Source organism: Streptomyces sp. NPDC001536 (assembly GCF_042894505.1).
In the GTDB taxonomy this organism is placed as follows: Bacteria; Actinomycetota; Actinomycetes; order Streptomycetales; family Streptomycetaceae; genus Streptomyces.
Map to the genome: position 1 here is coordinate 40,628 of NZ_JBIAVQ010000029.1, position 15,156 is coordinate 55,783.

Annotated in this window: 15 protein-coding genes and 4 pseudogenes; 10 read left to right on the forward strand and 9 right to left on the reverse strand. The window is 68.8% G+C overall.

Annotation, left to right across the window (positions count from 1 at the left end; all coding sequences use genetic code 11):
• Nucleotides 1-78: 78 nt before the first annotated feature.
• Together ACFY0U_RS44205 and ACFY0U_RS44210 are read right to left on the reverse strand one after the other, a co-directional pair.
• Complete coding sequence (locus ACFY0U_RS44205) at nt 79-360, reverse strand: hypothetical protein (RefSeq protein WP_388645967.1); 282 nt, start codon at nt 358-360, stop codon at nt 79-81.
• A 214-nt stretch (nt 361-574) separates the two neighbouring features.
• Nucleotides 575-1,618 (reverse strand): GlxA family transcriptional regulator, encoded by a 1,044-nt coding sequence (locus ACFY0U_RS44210; protein ID WP_388645968.1) that lies wholly within the window; start codon nt 1,616-1,618, stop codon nt 575-577.
• A gap of 136 nt (nt 1,619-1,754) precedes the next feature.
• Here ACFY0U_RS44210 and ACFY0U_RS44215 point away from each other — a divergent pair, with 136 nt between their 5' ends.
• The 4 genes from ACFY0U_RS44215 to ACFY0U_RS44230 all read left to right on the forward strand — a co-directional run bounded on the left by ACFY0U_RS44215 (nt 1,755) and on the right by ACFY0U_RS44230 (nt 5,664).
• Nucleotides 1,755-2,681, forward strand: coding sequence for an NADP-dependent oxidoreductase (locus ACFY0U_RS44215; protein WP_388645970.1), 927 nt, complete (start codon nt 1,755-1,757; stop codon nt 2,679-2,681).
• Nucleotides 2,682-2,995: 314 nt separating this feature from the next.
• The gene (locus tag ACFY0U_RS44220; protein WP_388645972.1) at nt 2,996-3,991 is read left to right on the forward strand and encodes an NADP-dependent oxidoreductase; all 996 of its coding nucleotides are present in this window, start codon (nt 2,996-2,998) and stop codon (nt 3,989-3,991) included.
• A 47-nt stretch (nt 3,992-4,038) separates the two neighbouring features.
• Complete coding sequence (locus ACFY0U_RS44225; RefSeq protein ID WP_388645973.1) at nt 4,039-4,641, forward strand: TetR/AcrR family transcriptional regulator; 603 nt, start codon at nt 4,039-4,041, stop codon at nt 4,639-4,641.
• 102 nt (nt 4,642-4,743) lie between these two features.
• The gene (locus tag ACFY0U_RS44230; protein ID WP_388645987.1) at nt 4,744-5,664 is read left to right on the forward strand and encodes a hypothetical protein; all 921 of its coding nucleotides are present in this window, start codon (nt 4,744-4,746) and stop codon (nt 5,662-5,664) included.
• Here ACFY0U_RS44230 and ACFY0U_RS44235 read toward each other — a convergent pair.
• Nucleotides 5,567-6,004 carry an SMI1/KNR4 family protein gene (locus tag ACFY0U_RS44235; RefSeq protein WP_388645974.1) on the reverse strand — a complete coding sequence of 146 codons (438 nt, stop codon included), beginning with the start codon at nt 6,002-6,004 and terminating at the stop codon, nt 5,567-5,569. The genes ACFY0U_RS44230 and ACFY0U_RS44235 overlap by 98 nt on opposite strands.
• Before the next feature lie 348 nt (nt 6,005-6,352).
• Complete coding sequence (locus tag ACFY0U_RS44240; RefSeq protein ID WP_388645976.1) at nt 6,353-6,577, reverse strand: hypothetical protein; 225 nt, start codon at nt 6,575-6,577, stop codon at nt 6,353-6,355.
• A gap of 256 nt (nt 6,578-6,833) precedes the next feature.
• On the opposite strand from ACFY0U_RS44240, the gene ACFY0U_RS44245 reads away from it, so the two are divergent.
• A complete protein-coding gene (locus tag ACFY0U_RS44245; protein WP_030933194.1) occupies nt 6,834-7,004 on the forward strand; it encodes a DUF5670 family protein in 171 nt (56 codons plus the stop codon).
• Between the two features lie 362 nt (nt 7,005-7,366).
• On the opposite strand, the gene ACFY0U_RS44250 is transcribed toward ACFY0U_RS44245, so the two are convergent.
• Nucleotides 7,367-7,858, reverse strand: a complete 492-nt coding sequence (locus ACFY0U_RS44250; RefSeq protein WP_388645978.1) for a hemerythrin domain-containing protein — start codon at nt 7,856-7,858, stop codon at nt 7,367-7,369.
• A 177-nt stretch (nt 7,859-8,035) separates the two neighbouring features.
• On the opposite strand from ACFY0U_RS44250, the pseudogene ACFY0U_RS44255 reads away from it, so the two are divergent.
• A pseudogene (locus ACFY0U_RS44255) lies at nt 8,036-8,251 on the forward strand (transposase); the annotation flags it as partial.
• Nucleotides 8,252-8,373: 122 nt separating this feature from the next.
• Here ACFY0U_RS44255 and ACFY0U_RS44260 read toward each other — a convergent pair.
• Nucleotides 8,374-8,928 carry a hypothetical protein gene (locus tag ACFY0U_RS44260; RefSeq protein WP_388645979.1) on the reverse strand — a complete coding sequence of 185 codons (555 nt, stop codon included), beginning with the start codon at nt 8,926-8,928 and terminating at the stop codon, nt 8,374-8,376.
• A 241-nt stretch (nt 8,929-9,169) separates the two neighbouring features.
• On the opposite strand from ACFY0U_RS44260, the pseudogene ACFY0U_RS44265 reads away from it, so the two are divergent.
• A pseudogene (locus ACFY0U_RS44265) lies at nt 9,170-9,395 on the forward strand (transposase); the annotation flags it as partial.
• Here ACFY0U_RS44265 and ACFY0U_RS44270 read toward each other — a convergent pair.
• Nucleotides 9,384-11,468 (reverse strand): ISAzo13 family transposase, encoded by a 2,085-nt coding sequence (locus tag ACFY0U_RS44270; protein ID WP_388645981.1) that lies wholly within the window; start codon nt 11,466-11,468, stop codon nt 9,384-9,386. The pseudogene ACFY0U_RS44265 and the gene ACFY0U_RS44270 sit on opposite strands and share 12 nt — an antisense overlap.
• 50 nt (nt 11,469-11,518) lie before the next feature.
• On the opposite strand from ACFY0U_RS44270, the pseudogene ACFY0U_RS44275 reads away from it, so the two are divergent.
• From ACFY0U_RS44275 to ACFY0U_RS44285, 3 genes and pseudogenes are all read left to right on the forward strand, one after another.
• Nucleotides 11,519-11,815: pseudogene (locus ACFY0U_RS44275) on the forward strand (transposase); the annotation flags it as partial.
• 180 nt (nt 11,816-11,995) lie between these two features.
• Nucleotides 11,996-12,091, forward strand: a pseudogene (locus tag ACFY0U_RS44280) (hypothetical protein); the annotation flags it as partial.
• A 127-nt stretch (nt 12,092-12,218) separates the two neighbouring features.
• The gene (locus ACFY0U_RS44285; RefSeq protein WP_388645982.1) at nt 12,219-12,911 is read left to right on the forward strand and encodes a DUF899 domain-containing protein; all 693 of its coding nucleotides are present in this window, start codon (nt 12,219-12,221) and stop codon (nt 12,909-12,911) included.
• A 532-nt stretch (nt 12,912-13,443) separates the two neighbouring features.
• On the opposite strand, the gene ACFY0U_RS44290 is transcribed toward ACFY0U_RS44285, so the two are convergent.
• Entirely contained in the window at nt 13,444-13,722 is a 279-nt protein-coding gene (locus ACFY0U_RS44290) for a hypothetical protein (protein ID WP_388645984.1), read from the reverse strand.
• A gap of 475 nt (nt 13,723-14,197) precedes the next feature.
• Nucleotides 14,198-14,716 carry a HEAT repeat domain-containing protein gene (locus tag ACFY0U_RS44295; RefSeq protein WP_388645985.1) on the reverse strand — a complete coding sequence of 173 codons (519 nt, stop codon included), beginning with the start codon at nt 14,714-14,716 and terminating at the stop codon, nt 14,198-14,200.
• Nucleotides 14,717-15,156 lie beyond the last annotated feature (440 nt).

Below are 15,156 nucleotides of genomic sequence, written 5' to 3' on the forward strand. Positions count from 1 at the left end.
GCCTGGATGTCGTCGAGGTCCAGGGTGGGCGGGCGGCGCAGCCGCCGGAACAGCGGGGAAGTGATGGTGCGCCTGCCTTCAGTTGAGGTCCGACAGGAAACGCTGCACGGCGGCCTCCTGCCGCTTGAGCCGGTGGCCCTCCGCGACGGTGAGGTTGGGGTGGGCGACGAACCAGGCCTCCGCCGGGATCTGGTACTTGACGATGAACTCCTTCACGTCCGGCGAGGTAATGCCGGGCCAGCCCTCGACGTTGCTGAACAGGTAGTCCATGAACTCGGGGATCTTGGTGGCGAAGTCATCGATGTAGGGGTCCCACTCGCCGCGGCACCGGGACGGGTGCACCGCCTGTCGGGAGGACACGCTGACACGGGATGTGGAGGCGGACGGCACTGACCGCGTACCAGCGGTTGCACCGGCGCGTGCGGGTGACCCTCGGCCGCTCGCGAGCGGCTGCGGTCGAGGGGCGCCAAGCATTGGCGGCGCCGGTCATGGCAGCGATGGGGGCACCGGCAGCGGATGATCAGGCGGATCCCGGCCGGCCCGCGGAGCGGGTATGTGCGGCGCTGATGTGTCCTCAGACGCCCGCTTCCACCAGGTCGTCGGTATGGAAGGTGCGGCGGTAGGAGGCGGGTGAGACACCGAAGGCGGTGCGCATGTGGGCGCGCAGGGAGTTGGCGGAGCCGAAGCCGCAGCGGTGGGCGACCAGGTCGATGGACAGGTCGGTGGTCTCCAGCAACTGCTTGGCCAGTTCCAGGCGTTGCGCGGTGAGCCACTGCACGGGGGTCATGCCGACCTCGTCGCGGAAGCGGCGGGTGAAGGAGCGCAGGCTCATCCGGGCGTGTTCGGCCAGGCGGTTCAGGGAGAGGGGTTCGCCGAGGTGTTCCAGGGCCCAGGCGCGGGTGGCGGTGGTGGTGGCGACGGTGGGTTCGGGCACCGGGCGGTCGATGTACTGGGCCTGGCCGCCGTCCCGCCAGGGCGGTACGACGCACATGCGGGCGGCGCGGTTGGCGGCGGCGGCGCCGTGGTCGCGGCGGATCATGTGCAGGCACAGGTCGATGCCGGCGGCGACGCCCGCGGAGGTCAGGACGTCGCCGTCGTCGACGAAGAGGACCTCCTCGTCGACCTTGACGCGGGGGTAGGCGCGGCGGAACTCGGGGGCGAGGCCCCAGTGGGTGGTGGCGGGCCGGCCGTCGAGGAGGCCCGCGGCGGCCAGGACGTAGGAGCCGGCGCAGATGGACACCAGGCGGGTGCCGGGCCGGATGCCGGCGATGGCCGCGGTGACCTCGGGCGGCAGCGGGCCGCCGCGGCCCAGCTCGGGCATGGCGTGCGTGGGCGGGACGATCACGGTGTCCGCGGCGGCCAGGGCCTCGGGACCGGCCGCGGGCTGCACGGTGAACCCGGCGTCGCTGAGGACCGGGGCGCCGTCGGCGGTGCAGACGGTGATCTCGTACAGCGGGCGTGAGTCGGCGTCCAGGACGCTGCCGAAGACGCGGGAGGGGATGCCGAGTTCGAAGGGCGGGACGCCGGGCAGGGCGAGGACGGCGATGCGGTGCCGCCCGGCCGGCTCGGCGCTCGGGTCGGGGAGGGGGTCGGTACACGGCCACTGCGTCTCACTCATGGCCAGATCCTGTCACATAGTGGCCAGACGGCCAACACCACGCTCGGGGCGGGTGCCGGATCGTGGACTGCGTCGCTCCGGGAAGGGCCCGGGCGGCCGGTATCCGATCAAGACGGAAAAGAGTGAGGCGAACAGCATGCGTGCGGTGGTCGTGGAGCAGTGGGGCGGACCGGAGGTGCTCGTGGAGCGTGAGGTCGCCCGGCCCGAGCCGGGAGTGAACGAGGTCCTGGTGCGGGTCCACGCGGCCGGTGTGAACCCGGTGGACTTCAAGACCCGGGCCAGCGGGGCCCTGATCGAGTGGGGCGAGGTCCCGGCGGTCGGCTGGGACGTCTCCGGCACCGTGGAGGCCGTCGGACCGGGCGTGGGGATGTTCCGCCCCGGGGACGAGGTGTACGGCATGCCGCTGTTCCCGCGGCAGGCCGGCGCCTACGCCGAGTACGTCGTCGCCCCGGCCCGCCACCTCGCGCCCAAGCCGGCGAACCTCACCCACGTGCAGGCGGCGGCGCTGCCGCTGGCCGCGCTGACCGCCTGGCAGGCCCTGGTGGACACCGCCGGGGTGCGCGCCGGTGAGCGGGTGCTGGTGCACGCGGCGGCCGGCGGGGTCGGCCACCTGGCCGTGCAGATCGCCAAGGCCCGCGGCGCGTACGTCATCGGCACGGCCAGCGCCGCCAAGCACGACCTGCTGCGGCAGCTGGGCGCGGACGAGGTGATCGACTACCGCACGGTCCGCTTCGAGGACGCCGTCGGGGACGTGGACGTGGTGCTGGACGGGCTCGGCGGCCAGAACGCCGAGCGGTCCCTGACGGTGCTGCGCCCGGGCGGCCGGCTCATCACCCTGCCCGGCCCCGACGACGTCCCCGCCGACGTCCCCGGCCACGTGCGGGCGGTGTGGATTCTGGTCGAGCCCGACCACCTGGGTCTGCGCGAGATCGCCGCCCTGGCCGAGCGGGGCGCGCTCACGCCCGTGGTCGAGACCGTAGTCCCGCTGGCCGAGGCCGCGAAGGCGCACGAGATCGGCGAGCAGGGCCGCACCACCGGGAAGATCGTCCTGAGCGTCGCCTGACGCCGCCCTCCGGCCGGGTCGGCCGCGGGCAGGCGGATCGGGACTGGAGCCCCGGGACCGACCGGTCCCGGGGCTCCGGACGCGGCCGAACGGGACGGGACCTGCTGCTGCCGGCGAGTACTCGCGGCCGGTATGTGGCACCGGGGAGGGCGCGTTGCGGGCCCAGGACGCCCTCGGTTTGACAATAATCCTGAGTCGACTCATAATTGAGTGCACTCGGGTTGAGTGAGTGAGGCGAGGCCCCATGCCACGCCGAATTGGCCGATCTGGCCTCACGCCTGGATAAGCAGGATGAAGACAAGGAGTAGCGCCCCATGCGAGCGTTCGTCATCACCAAGTACAAGGAGCCGCTGCAGGAGGCGGACGTCCCCGAGCCCACCGTCGGGGAGCACGACGTGCTCGTCCGGGTGGAGGCTGCCGGGCTGAATCAGCTGGACGAGAAGATCCGCGCCGGTGAGTTGAAGCAGATCCTGCCCTACAAGCTGCCGCTGATCCTGGGCAACGATGTCGCGGGCACTGTCATCCGCGTCGGGACGGCGGTTCGCGGCTTCAAGCCCGGAGACGAGGTCTACGGTCGGCCCGACCAGGACCGCATCGGCACGTTCGCCGAACGCATCGCCGTCGCGGAGGGCGACCTGGCGCTCAAGCCCGCCTCGATCAGCATGAATGAGGCCGGCTCGCTGCCGCTGGTGGCGCTCACGGCGTGGCAGGCGCTGGTGGAGCGCGGAAAGGTGCGGCCCGGGCAGAAGGTTCTCATCCACGCCGGGGCCGGCGGGGTCGGTTCGATCGCGATCCAGCTCGCCGCGCACCTCGGTGCGCACGTCGCCACGACCGCCAGCGCTTCCAACGCGGACTTCGTGCGCGCGCTCGGCGCGGACACGGTGATCGATTACCGCACCCAGGACTTCGAGCAGCTCCTGACCGGCTACGACCTGGTGCTGGACAGCCTCGGTGGGGAGACTCTCGAGAAGTCCCTGCGGGTGCTCAAGCCCGGCGGCAAGGCCATCGAGATCGCCGGTCCCCCGGAGCCCACTTTCGCGCGCGAGGCCGGCCTCAACCCGGTGCTGCGCCTGGGGGTCGCCGTCCTGAGCCGCAAGATCCGCAAGCAGGCGAAGAAGCTCGGCGTGACGTACGAGTTCATGCTCATGCGCGCCAGCGGCGACCAGCTCCGCCAGATCACCACCCTCATCGACCAGGGCGTGGTGCGCCCGGTCGTGGGAAAGGTGGCCGGCTTCGACCAGACCCCGCAGGCGCTGCAGGCCCTGTCCCAGGGCGGCATCCGCGGCAAGGCCGTCATCGCCAACAGCTGACCCGCCGCAACCGCGACGGGCGACACAGAACGCACGAGGACACCGCCATGTCTGTCGCCCCCCGACCGGTCGGACGGCGCGAGCGGAACAAGCAGGAGAAATTCGACCGCATCGTCGCGGCCGCCACGGAGCTGTTCGCCGAACACGGCGTCGACGACGTCACGACCCAGCAGATCGCCGACAAGGCCGACATCGGCACCGGAACCCTGTTCCTCTACGCCAAGACCAAGGGCGAACTCCTCCTCCTTGTCCAGAACGCCAAGTACGCCGAAGCGCTTGAGCAGGGCCGGGCGGACGCCGAGACCGTCCCCGGCGTGCTGGACGCGCTGATGGCGATCGTCCGGCCGATCGTCGAGTGCAACCGCATCCAGATCGACAACGGACGCACCTACCTGCGCGAGATGGTCTTCGGCGACCCCGAGGAGCCCCGGCACGGCGCGGCACTCGCCATCGTCGCGCAGACCGAGGAGGCCGTCGCCGCCGTACTGCGCCGAGACGAACGGGTCACGGAGGGCGACGCCGCGACGCTGGCACACATCGTGTCCGCCGTGATGTTCCTCAGCATGGCGGTGAGCGTGAACATCGCCCTGAGCGTCGAGGAGATCCTGCAGGACATCCGGGGTCAGGTCGACGTCCTGCTGCCTCACTGACGCGCGTCCCCGGGCCCAGGCGACCATCCGGGTGGTCCTCGGCTGCTGCATGGCCCGCATCTCCAAATGGCAGGTCATCCGGCCTTTGCTGCCCATACCGGCATGACTGGACGGGTGGGGCGGCCGGCCGGAGGGCTGTCGCCACCGCGTGCTGCTGGGATTCCGGAGATTGCCCACCTTCGTGGCGTCGAGTCCCCGTCGCGCAGTCCCTGTCCCCAGGATTCCGGGTCGAGGCAGGGCGCGGTAGCCGGCCGGTGGGCCGACGGCCGTATCGCCCTACGGAGCCGTAACGGCAGCGACTTGAGCCGGGCGTTCCCGGAGATCGAGGAGGCCGTGCGACGGCTGCCGGACGATACGACGGTCGACTGCGAGCCCATCGTGCGGGAGGCGGGCCGGCTCGCGTTCGAGCGTCTCCAGCAGCACATGCACCGCCGCGGTGCGAGCGCGGCCCGCGCGGCCGTCGAGTTCCCGGCGCAGCTTGTCGCGTTCGACCTGCTGCGCGTGCGCGGCCGGGACCTGACCGGGCGCCCTTCAGTGAACGGTACTGCGCGCTGGAGACGTTGTTCCTCGAGGAGGGTCTGGCGGCGCCGTGGCCGCCGTGCCCGAGCACGACCGATGCGGAGCCGGCGGCCCGCTGGCTGGCCGACTACACGGCCCTCGGCATCGTGGGGCTGGTGTTCCGGCCCCTGGCGGGCAGGATGTACCGGGCGGCCGCGGGTGGACCAAGTACAAGGCGCGGCAGGCCACGGAGGCGATCGTGGGTGCGGTCACGGGCAGTCTGCGGGCGCCCACGACGGCGTTGTTGGGCCGCTACGACGAGGGCGGTGTGGAACTTCACGTAAATCCCCAGCAGCAGCGTCAACTTCCCCACGCAGTCGTTCGAGCCAGGTGCCCTCGTTGTGCATCGGGCTCTGTGTGGTAGTGGTCAGTCCCACCAGCCGTCGCCGGCGTGCCAGCGTTGCACCCATTCCAGGAATCCGACCGCCTCCGGCATCGGATACGGGTAGGCGCCGACTTCGGTGACCACCCAGACCTTGCCTCGCTGGGGACCGGTCACGACCAGGACCCAGTAGGAGGGGCCGTCGTCAGTGCCGAGCACGATGGAGCCGTGGTTGTAGACCTCGGCGACGCGCTCATGATGGTCGTCGGCGAGGGGTTCACCTTCCCACGCCCAGGCCTCCTGGAGCGGGAACGGGGCGGCGGGATTGCGGTCCCTGTCGTACGGCCAGTCTGGCGGGAGCCAGCCCAGAGGGAGGAGGCCACCATCTTCCGGCGGTCCGAGGGACGACCCGTTGGTGATCTCGGCGATCAGACTCCGGTACGGCTCCGGAAGCACGACCCCGTGCTCGGATTCCCACGCCAAGACGCCATCGTGTCCCAGTGCCGGCTCGCGCCACTCCGTCTCAATTGCGGAGCGCAGGAATTCCAGGGTGTCCTCGGCAGGGCGCTGATCAGGTGATGTGGTTGTCACGGCAACATGCTTGCAGAAGAGACTGACAGAGCCGCTGCGGGGCCATCGCCCTCGAACATTTGGGCGGGAAGTTGACCCTGCCGCTGAGGAATTACGTGAACGTCGACAGCCCGAGGTCGTCGCCGAAGTCGCCGTCGAAGTCGCCCGGGGCAGCGCCGGACGCTGACGCCACCTGACCCGGCTCACCCGCATCCGCACCGACATGGGAACCGGCGAGGTGCCGCTGTTCGGGGCGGCCCTCTAGTGGCTCAGTCGGCAGGTGTTCCAGTTGCGTCCGTCGCGGACCAGGGCGCCGCTGCGTATGAGGTTCTGCAGGTGGTAGACCCCCGATGCCGGGCTGCGCAGCCCCAGCGCCGCTCCCAACTCACGCACCGACAGTGCTTCGCCGCGGTCAAGGATCGAGCGGCGGATCTGGGACAGGACCCGCTCCTCGCGCACCGTGAAGTGCTCCGGGCGACGGCTCACCGGGCACCTTCCAGCGCCCCAAGCTGTCGCCCCTGACGGCCCAGTTCCGCGCGGGCCGCCAGCACTGCCACCGCCGTGCGCGTCCCGTACGGGTGCCTACCGGGCTGCGCCTCCGGCCACTCTGCCGCCCACCGGCCCCAGGTGGGCACCGTGGAGAGACTGGGTTCAGTGCCCGCAAGAGCAGTGGAGAAACCAGGGAAATCGACCGTATGCTCTTGCATTCGCCGGGCACGAGGAGCGATGGAGGTTGATAACTATGGTTCCCCTGCTTCTCGTTCTTCTGCTGGCTCTGATCCTCTTCGGCGCGGGTTTCGCGCTGAAGGCACTGTGGTGGATCGCCGTCATCGTGCTGGTCGTCTGGTTGCTCGGCTTCGTCATGCGCTCCGCGGACACGGGCGGCCGCAAGGGCCGCTGGTATCGCTGGTAACCCCGCAATCAGCAGCATGCCTGTGGGCTCCGGAGACATCCGGAGCCCACAGGCATGTCCCGGGACCTCTCTCCGGGCAAACGGTGTAACTACCGCCTTCCCGTGGCACCGGACCCCGTAGCTGGGGCCCGGTGAAGCAGTGGAACCTGCGCCTCCAAGCCACCGGACCCCAGCCTCCCCGGCATCCCGCGCCGCGCGCGCTCGCCAGACAGCAGATCACCCGCGCGTCGTTCACAGCCGTCAGGACCCAGACCCAACTACGGTCCCTCTCCCTGTACCCGGGACGGAACTGCGCGGGAACCTGAAGGTCGGCGCGCGGGCCTCCCAGCGCCGACCGTCCGGGACGGGGCAACGGGTTGCGGTCAGGAGCCGACGATGCGGCGTACGTTGTCGACGGCACCGCAGCCTTCCTTCAGCTGACGCGCGCGCTCTTCCACGAACGCCTCGCCCAGTTCCTCACGGCGCTCCATGGCCACGTTCTCGCGTGCTCCGTTGAGGATGGTGCGCTCCTCCTCATCGGCGTGGTGGGTGACGGCCTGGACGAGTTCTTCCAGCTTCTCGTCCCACTCCTGGGAGCCGACCTCGTCGACTTTCAGGAGTTCCAGGAGCGCCTTGTTGCCCTCCTCGTGCTCCTCCTCGCCGTGTTCCACCTCTTCATCGTCGATCTTCTTGTAGCGCTTGAGGGCGGGATAGACCTTCGCCTCTTCCGCGAGCGCGTGCGCGATCAGCAGATCGGAGAATTCCCGCAGAGCGGCAGCCCGGTCGGCTTCGACGCTGCGCATCAGACGAAAGAGATCCTCCATCTTCCGGTGGTCCTGGAGAATGAGTTCAACGACGTCTCGTGTCTCTGCCATGGGACTCGCATCACTTTCGTGCGGGGGGGACCTTGCCTGAGTCCTGCTACCCCATCCAGTGGCGTTCAGCAGGACGGCCCGAATCAACGACGCGCGGAACCCCCGGACCGGCCTGCACCATCTCACCGAGAGCAGCCCGCCGAGCGCCGGCATGACCGGACACGACCTGTGCCTCAAATCATCGCCGACACCCTCGGCCTGGTGCTGACGGTGCTGGTCATCGCGGCCGGCGTCCAGGACTCCACCGCCGGACGCACCCTGCTCGACCAGGCCGCCGCCGACCACCCCGGCCGGCGCAAGATCTGGGTCGACGGCGGCTACCGCAAACACTTCGTCGAGCACGCCGCCACCCTCGATATCGACCTCGAAATCGTCCAACAGCCGTCTCGTACTCTCGCGGCCTCAGGAGCGGCCCTGGCCGACGTTTTCCCAGGAGACGGCTAGGGTGACCGGCCTCGTGCTGCGCGAGGTCAGATCGCGGCGACGCCGGGGCGGTCGCGTCGGGCAAGACGGTGTCATCGGGGTTTCGCGGACGGCGGGTTCAAGTCGGTGTCGGTGTCGGGCGTCCGCTCTGGCTGCGGCGTGCGAAGGCTTCGTTCAATTGCGTCGCTGGCTCGCATGATGGTGGTCTCTGCCGGGGGCGCAGGCCACGTGATGATGAGGTAGTCCTCCACCGGTTCCATGCTCACCTGATCGGGGTGAAGTGCACGACCGCGCGCGTGGACACGGACCCGATACCAGGCGGGTCCTGCGGGACTGAGTATCGCGGAATCGTCCGCGAGGGGGCCGGACAGAGGCGAGTCCACCGCGAGCTTGCCGGCGGGGGCATGCACACTGGCCTCGACGATCTCCTCCCAGTCGTCTGCGGGTTGATCTGGTGTGCTGCTGTACGGTCCCTGGATCGTCACCCTGACAAGGCCCGTGTTGATACCAGTGACGATCAGGACACCCTCGCTCATGGGAGCCACGAAGCCGTTGGACCAGTCCGCCGAGTGAGCGGGAATCTCCCCACTGTCCAGAAGGCCGAACTGACCCTCGATGACGAACACCTCGTGCGTGACCGTGGCCAAGATGTCTCCTTCCAATGAAGTGTCCTGAGACCAGGACGGCATCCCGCAGCAGGGGAATGCTCGCACGCAGGTCTCGGGGCGTGCCGATACGCCTGGTCACGCACCGAGGCAAGAACGTCGGGCCGCTGTCAGGACACCGAAAACAGCTCCAGGAACACATCACGAGAGCACGCGATGCATGATCGCGAACAGGCGGAGCAACGGGCTCAGCCATCCGGATCACAAGATCGTCGACAGAACCAAGATCCGTGACGGCGCGGTCGCCAACCGGCCCATCTGTGTCGCCCTGGCCGTCACCGCCGAGGGCCGGCGCGAGATCCTGGGGCTGTGGGCCAGCGATGGCGGCGAGGACGCCAAGCACTGGCTGCACATCCTCACCGAGATCCGAAGCGGTCGAGACCGTCTGGCTCAGGACGATCGTGCAGACCTGCGTCGTCCATCGAAGCCGTAAGGATTCAACTTGGCGTTTCGCTGTTTCCTGTGATGGATGCGAGTAAGTCGGTGGCGGTGGCGAAGCGTCGTTCCGCAGGCGTCGGGACGTGCGGATCTTGCTCGAGGAGGGGACGGACGTCGTCGATGGCGTTGCGGATGGTGCCGCGGCTGACTCCGAACAAGTCGGCCAGGGTCTGTTGGTTGCATAGATCTCGCTGGGCAAGGACCGTCGCCAGGATCCGGTCAGCATCAGTGATCTTTTGACGGAAGACGCCGCCACGGGTTCCCGGGCGTCGATCACCGCCGCGCTGGTGATGCCGACGTTGTTCGAGTGCGGCCTGGTAGGGCACCGTGATCCGGTCGATCAGCGCCTGGAAGTCCAGACGGGACATGCCGGTGAGCGCGGGGTGAGACAGAGTCTGGGAGAGATCCATTTTGCTGGTGGTGGCGCCGTCCTGCGCCCAGTCGCGCAGTTCCTGGGCGCAGGCGAAGTAGTGCGCGGTCTGCGAGACGGTGATCTTCTGCGCGTCCATGAGGGTGCGGGTCTCGCCGATTGCCTTGCCGATCGTGACCGGGTTGATGGCGAGCAGGTCGACCAGGACTTTCTGGGAGCAGATGCGGCGCAGGTAGATCACGGTGATCAGGACGCGGTCGGCGTTCGAGAGTAGGGGTTTGCCGTGTGCTCCGGGGCTCTGCAGGCGTCGGCCGCCGCGCTGCTGGAACTTGCGCTGTTCGGCCTGGGCGGCCTGCGCAGGGGCCAACTGGGCGCACAGTGCGCCCAGTTCGGCTGAGGTCATGCCGCTCAGGCGCGGGTCGGCGAGCATCGCCAGGACCTGTGACCTGGTGTGGTCGCGGTCGCTGGTGTTGATCACGCCGTCGCCGGTGGCACCGGCCGGGGCGATCGTGTAGTTCCAGGCTCCGTGCCGGTCATGGTGCGTGATCGGCAGTGAGCGCACGTGCTCGCGGCTGACGGAGATTCCCACCGGGTAGGTCCCGGTGTCCAACTCGGCGTGAACGCGCAGGCCGGTGCGGGTCCGGGTCGCGGCGATGCTGTTGACCACGACTTCGTGGCTGGTCAGGGGCCTGCCACGCCAGTTCATGGAGATGTGGGAGAACAGCCGGTGCTCGATCTTGTTCCATTTCGAGGTGCCCGGCGGAAAGTGACAGACGCTCACCGTGAGACCCGTCTGGGCGGCGAACGCGGCGAGTTCAGCCTTCCAGAGCCGGTAGCGGTAGCTGTTGGACCCTCCGCAGTCCGCGGTGATCAGCAACCTGTCGGCATCCGGGTAGTCCATCCGGCCACGGGCCCGCCACCAGCGGCGGATCGACTCGACGGCGAACACCGAGGTGTCGTGATCGGTACCGACGTTCACCCAGCCGCTGTCGCGGGCCAGATCGTAGATGCCGAAGGGTATCGCCACCTCGACGTCGGGGCCGATGAAGTAGAAGCTGTGGTCCTCCACCTGCACCGGATCGCCTGCGGGGCGCCATTGCCGCCCGGGGTTCGGCAGCTGCCCTATCTGCTCCTTCTTCTTGGCGTCGATACTGATCACCGGCTGACCGCCGGACTGACGCTCCTTGACCTGCTCGTTGATATAGCGGAACTGCGCGTCCCGGTCAGGGTGTTGCTTGCCCTCCAGCGTCTTGGCGCTGACCTGCAGACTGAAACCCTGCTCCCTCAGCAGCCGGCCGACGGTCGGAGCGGAGACCGGGTGGCCTTGCCCGGTCAGCTCCACGGCGAGGTTGCGCAAGGACTTCGTGGTCCAGCGCAGCGGCGACATCGGATCACCCCGCTCGTCCGGCTCCACCAGCTGCAACAACGCCGGAACCAGGCAGGGATCCCTTTCCTCAGCGGGCTTGCGGCCACCCCCGGGACGCCGAACGCACCCGTCCTGCAACGGATCCTCGCCTGACTCCAGCTCGAACACGCCGTTGCGGACCGTCGTCTCGCTCACCCCGGCAACCCGCGCCACGGCCCGTACCCCACCGTGTCCGAGTAGTCGCGCCTCCTGCCCCAGCGTCAGACGCCGCTGGCGCTCGTTCAGATGCGGCAACACGACCTGGAACCGCAGCGCGAGCTGATCCAGAACGTTGTCGGCGAAGCTCATACCAGAGCAACGGGTTTGTCCTATGAAAGCAACGGGTTGTTCCTTGACGGCTTCATCTGCTGCGCAACTCCTTCCGCTATGCCGCCCGCCAGGACTGGGGCAAGATCGCCAAACTTCTCAAGCCCGTCTACACCGCCCCGACCGAGGAGGCGGCCCTGGTGCGGTTCGCTGAGTTCACCGATGCCTGGGGCCGGAAGTATCCAGCAATCGTGAAACTGTGGGAGAACGCCTGGGAGGAGTTCACCCCGTTCCTGCGGTTCGACACCGAGATCCGCCGCATCGTCTGCACGACCAATGCGATCGAGTCGGTGAACGCGCGGATCCGCCGGGCGGTGAGCACTCCCGGCCGGGCCGGGGGCATTGTTGTCCAGGGCAAGGATCCCAAGGTGCGGATCGCCGGGCAGACCGCCGGATTGGACACGCTGGCGCCAGCGCAGCACTACCTCCTGGAAAGCCTCGGCATCGACCCCGCGCGCGAGCCAGAGCTCCGGCCCCGCCGGTCCCAGGAGGCACTGTGGGAACGCAACATGACCGCCGCGCGACAGTTCCACGCCCGCCAGCAGCTCCTGCGCGTGCCGCGACAGCATCGCGAGGACGTCGACGGCGAACTCCTCGGGCTCGGATCGTTCATCGCCAATGCCCGCAGGAGGGCCAAGCGCCAAAGGGGCGGCTCCGGGCCGATGAGTTCCGGAGCCCGGCGTGGTCTACCTCTGGACGAGCGAAAGCTGTACACGAGTTCTGTGAGGGACCATGACCACCCACGCACTACCACCCGTCGTCGACGCCGCATCCTGGGAGCGCCAACTCGAGGCGCTGCGTGCCCGGGAGAAGGCCGCGACGCGGGAGCTCGACGCCATCGCCGCCGAGCGTCGTCGCCTGCCGATGGTCGAGATGCCCGACTACACCCTGGAGGGCGAAGACGGCCCCGTTCGGCCGGCGGACGTCTTCGAAGGCAAGAGGCAACTGATCGTCTACAACCACATGTGGTTCGCCGGAAAGGAATGGCAGTGCCCGGGCTGCACGGGGTTCACCTCGCAGTACACCCGCCTGGAGTTCCTGGACAACTACGATGCGCGATTCGTCATCGTCACCCAGGGCCCGATCAAAGAGGCACTCGCCTACCGGCAGCGGGTCGGCAACCAGATGACGTGGTACTCGACTGCCAACAGCTCGTTCGGGGCCGACGTCGGTGCACCGCCCGACGCAGGATTCGCGGTCAACGTGTTCCTGCGCGCCGGCGACACCGTCTATCGCACCTGGCACACCAACGGCCGGGGCACCGAACAGCTCAGCCACACCTTCCCGCTGATCGACCTCCTGCCGTACGGACGGCAGGAAGAGTGGCAGGACTCCCCCGAGGGCTGGCCTCAGTCGCCCACCTACAGCCGCTGGGCGACGTCCAAAGACATCGCTGCCCTCTATGGCCCGGGCTCCGGCGGCTGAACGACCTGCATCGCGGCCGGGTGAGCGGGTGAACTCGGTGATGCTGCCGGTGCGCGACGGGTTGACCATCGCTCGGCGTCCCCGTGACTGCCGGCCGAGTTGCTTACACGCTGCTCGGTCGGGCCCCCCTCGGGGCCTCGTCACGTGCCACGCACACTCCCAGCGGGTGTCGCGCACCCGCCACCCTGTGATCGACATGGCGCTGGACGATAGTTCGTGGACAGCTCAACAGCGCATAACCAAAGTGGGACGGCTACCGTGCACTGACCGGCCCGTGGGCCGACGACGGTGTCACCGTCAGCAGCCGCAACGGCAGCGATCTGGCCGAGCGTTCCCGGCGATCGAGGAGGCAGTCCGCCGACTGCCGGACAATACGGCGGTCGACTGCGTTATGTGACCTGCACGGGTGTCTCAGGTGCTCGGTGTCTCACCGATGTCCCGGCGCAGCGCCGGCACGTAGGAGTTACGGTGCAGCGACTGGATACGCTCGGCCTCGGCAGCGGGATCGACGCCTGCCGGGCCGCAGGCAGGTTCAGTCCGGGTCTGTGCTGAGATCAAGTGCCGGGGTGATCATCGCGAAAGCCTGGTCGACCAGCTCGTCCATGGCCTTGGCGCCGTCGCTGTCCACCCAGCGGCGCAGCGCGGTCTGGAACGCGGTGAGGGCGACGCCGGCGGCGAGGGCGGGGCGCAGGTCGGCGTCAGGATCCACTCCGGCGCGTCCGGCGAGGATGCCTGCCATCTCGGCCTGGCACTGCGACTGCCGCTCCAGGAACCGGGCCAGCAGGGCCGGCGTGCAGCCCGGCAGACACAAGCGGCCCCGGGATGATCAGCCATGACGTCCGGGGCCGCTCATCACCGGCCGGTCCAACCAGGTGAGGAGGCGCGGCCCGGTCCCCTGCCGGGCAGACAGAGCCCGGACCGCCGACACGCCCACGCTGACGCCTCACCCGGTCAACGCACACACCCCAGGCCACGTCACGGCCGTGCTGACCCACGGCCCACGCAAGCACTTCGATCTCGGACATGGAGAACAGGCACGAATGGCCGGACTGGCTTTGTACACAAGAAGGGAAGTCGTTCGTCGACGGCTTCGGGAGTCACCGCGTGGGCCGGTTCCTTGATCAATGTCGATGAGTTCGGGAGTCACTCACGGCCCGGCGGGTGGTTTGTGCGACATCCCGTGAGTAGTTGAGGTACAGGAGCTCCTGGCGAGATTGATCTTGGTCGGAACGGCTGGCCAGGGAAACGCGGCCGGGCGTCCCGGGCGAACGGCTACGACTCCGCGGTCAGAGTTCGCCGCGGCGTGCGAGCTGCTTCAGCGCGTTCTCACGGATGATCTCGTTCTCGTCGTCGCGCAAGCCCTCGAGGGCTTCCCGGGCCTCCGGGCCGGGAATGGCGCCGAGAGCCCAGATCGCCTTCACCGCGAGGGCCCGGTTCTCGTCCCAGTCCAGGTACTCGGGAACCCAGCGAGTCGCCAAGACCAGCGTCGGCAGGGTTTGGGGCGAGCGGAGCGTGCCCAGCATGGACACGATGTCCTCGTACCCCCTGTGCCAGTCGGCGGGGAACAGCTCGGTCAACGGCTCCAGGAACTCCTCGGCCGAGGCGTCGGCGGCGGCATGGACGATCAGCGCCATCTCGACGTCGTCGGCGTCCTGGCGCTCCATGGCGTCCCGGAGCAGCCGGAGCGCCAGGGCCGCGCCGTCGGACTCGCCGAAGTGGGCGAGCGCCTCGTCGATCGTGCGTGTCGGGGGCGAGCACGGTGCGACCGCCAGGCCCATGACCAGATCCTGCTCCTCAGGGGTCATCGCCTGACCACCTCCCATGCGTTGATCGCCCCAGCTCTTGGGTGGACCCTAGCAAGATCATTTTCAGCAGTGCCTCCCGGCCTCGCGAACATCGGCCTGGCCGCCGACAGGACGCCTTCTGAGCTCATCGACAAACGACTCCCGTTCTCGCGAACAGAGCCAGCACGTCGAGATCGTCGACGGCTCGCGGACTCCGATGCCCTCGGCATGCGCTGGTAGAGGAGCTGCCCGGGCGTCACGCGACGCCCGACCATGGCGGTCCGGGCCTTGCCCATGCCCAGGAACAGGAGCCGGCTAACGACTCGACAATCATCGCCAGGCCGCCGCACAGCGGGAGTTGGCGCGGCTACTGAGGTTTTCGGCCTAGGGTGACGGTGATCTCGTGGGTGGGTGTATCTCTGTGTGATGCGGTATCCCGATGGGGGTGGCCTGACCGCGAG

What these genes read in the sequence shown, in the direction of transcription:
- ACFY0U_RS44210 (WP_388645968.1), bottom strand. Translation starts at nt 1,618, where the DNA reads ATGAGTGAGACGCAGTGGCCGTGTACCGACCCCCTCCCCGACCCGAGC.
- ACFY0U_RS44215 (WP_388645970.1), top strand. Translation starts at nt 1,755, where the DNA reads ATGCGTGCGGTGGTCGTGGAGCAGTGGGGCGGACCGGAGGTGCTCGTG.
- ACFY0U_RS44220 (WP_388645972.1), top strand. Translation starts at nt 2,996, where the DNA reads ATGCGAGCGTTCGTCATCACCAAGTACAAGGAGCCGCTGCAGGAGGCG.
- ACFY0U_RS44225 (WP_388645973.1), top strand. Translation starts at nt 4,039, where the DNA reads ATGTCTGTCGCCCCCCGACCGGTCGGACGGCGCGAGCGGAACAAGCAG.
- ACFY0U_RS44230 (WP_388645987.1), top strand. Translation starts at nt 4,744, where the DNA reads ATGACTGGACGGGTGGGGCGGCCGGCCGGAGGGCTGTCGCCACCGCGT.
- ACFY0U_RS44245 (WP_030933194.1), top strand. Translation starts at nt 6,834, where the DNA reads ATGGTTCCCCTGCTTCTCGTTCTTCTGCTGGCTCTGATCCTCTTCGGC.
- ACFY0U_RS44250 (WP_388645978.1), bottom strand. Translation starts at nt 7,858, where the DNA reads ATGGCAGAGACACGAGACGTCGTTGAACTCATTCTCCAGGACCACCGG.
- ACFY0U_RS44270 (WP_388645981.1), bottom strand. Translation starts at nt 11,468, where the DNA reads ATGAGCTTCGCCGACAACGTTCTGGATCAGCTCGCGCTGCGGTTCCAG.
- ACFY0U_RS44285 (WP_388645982.1), top strand. Translation starts at nt 12,219, where the DNA reads ATGACCACCCACGCACTACCACCCGTCGTCGACGCCGCATCCTGGGAG.
- ACFY0U_RS44295 (WP_388645985.1), bottom strand. Translation starts at nt 14,716, where the DNA reads ATGACCCCTGAGGAGCAGGATCTGGTCATGGGCCTGGCGGTCGCACCG.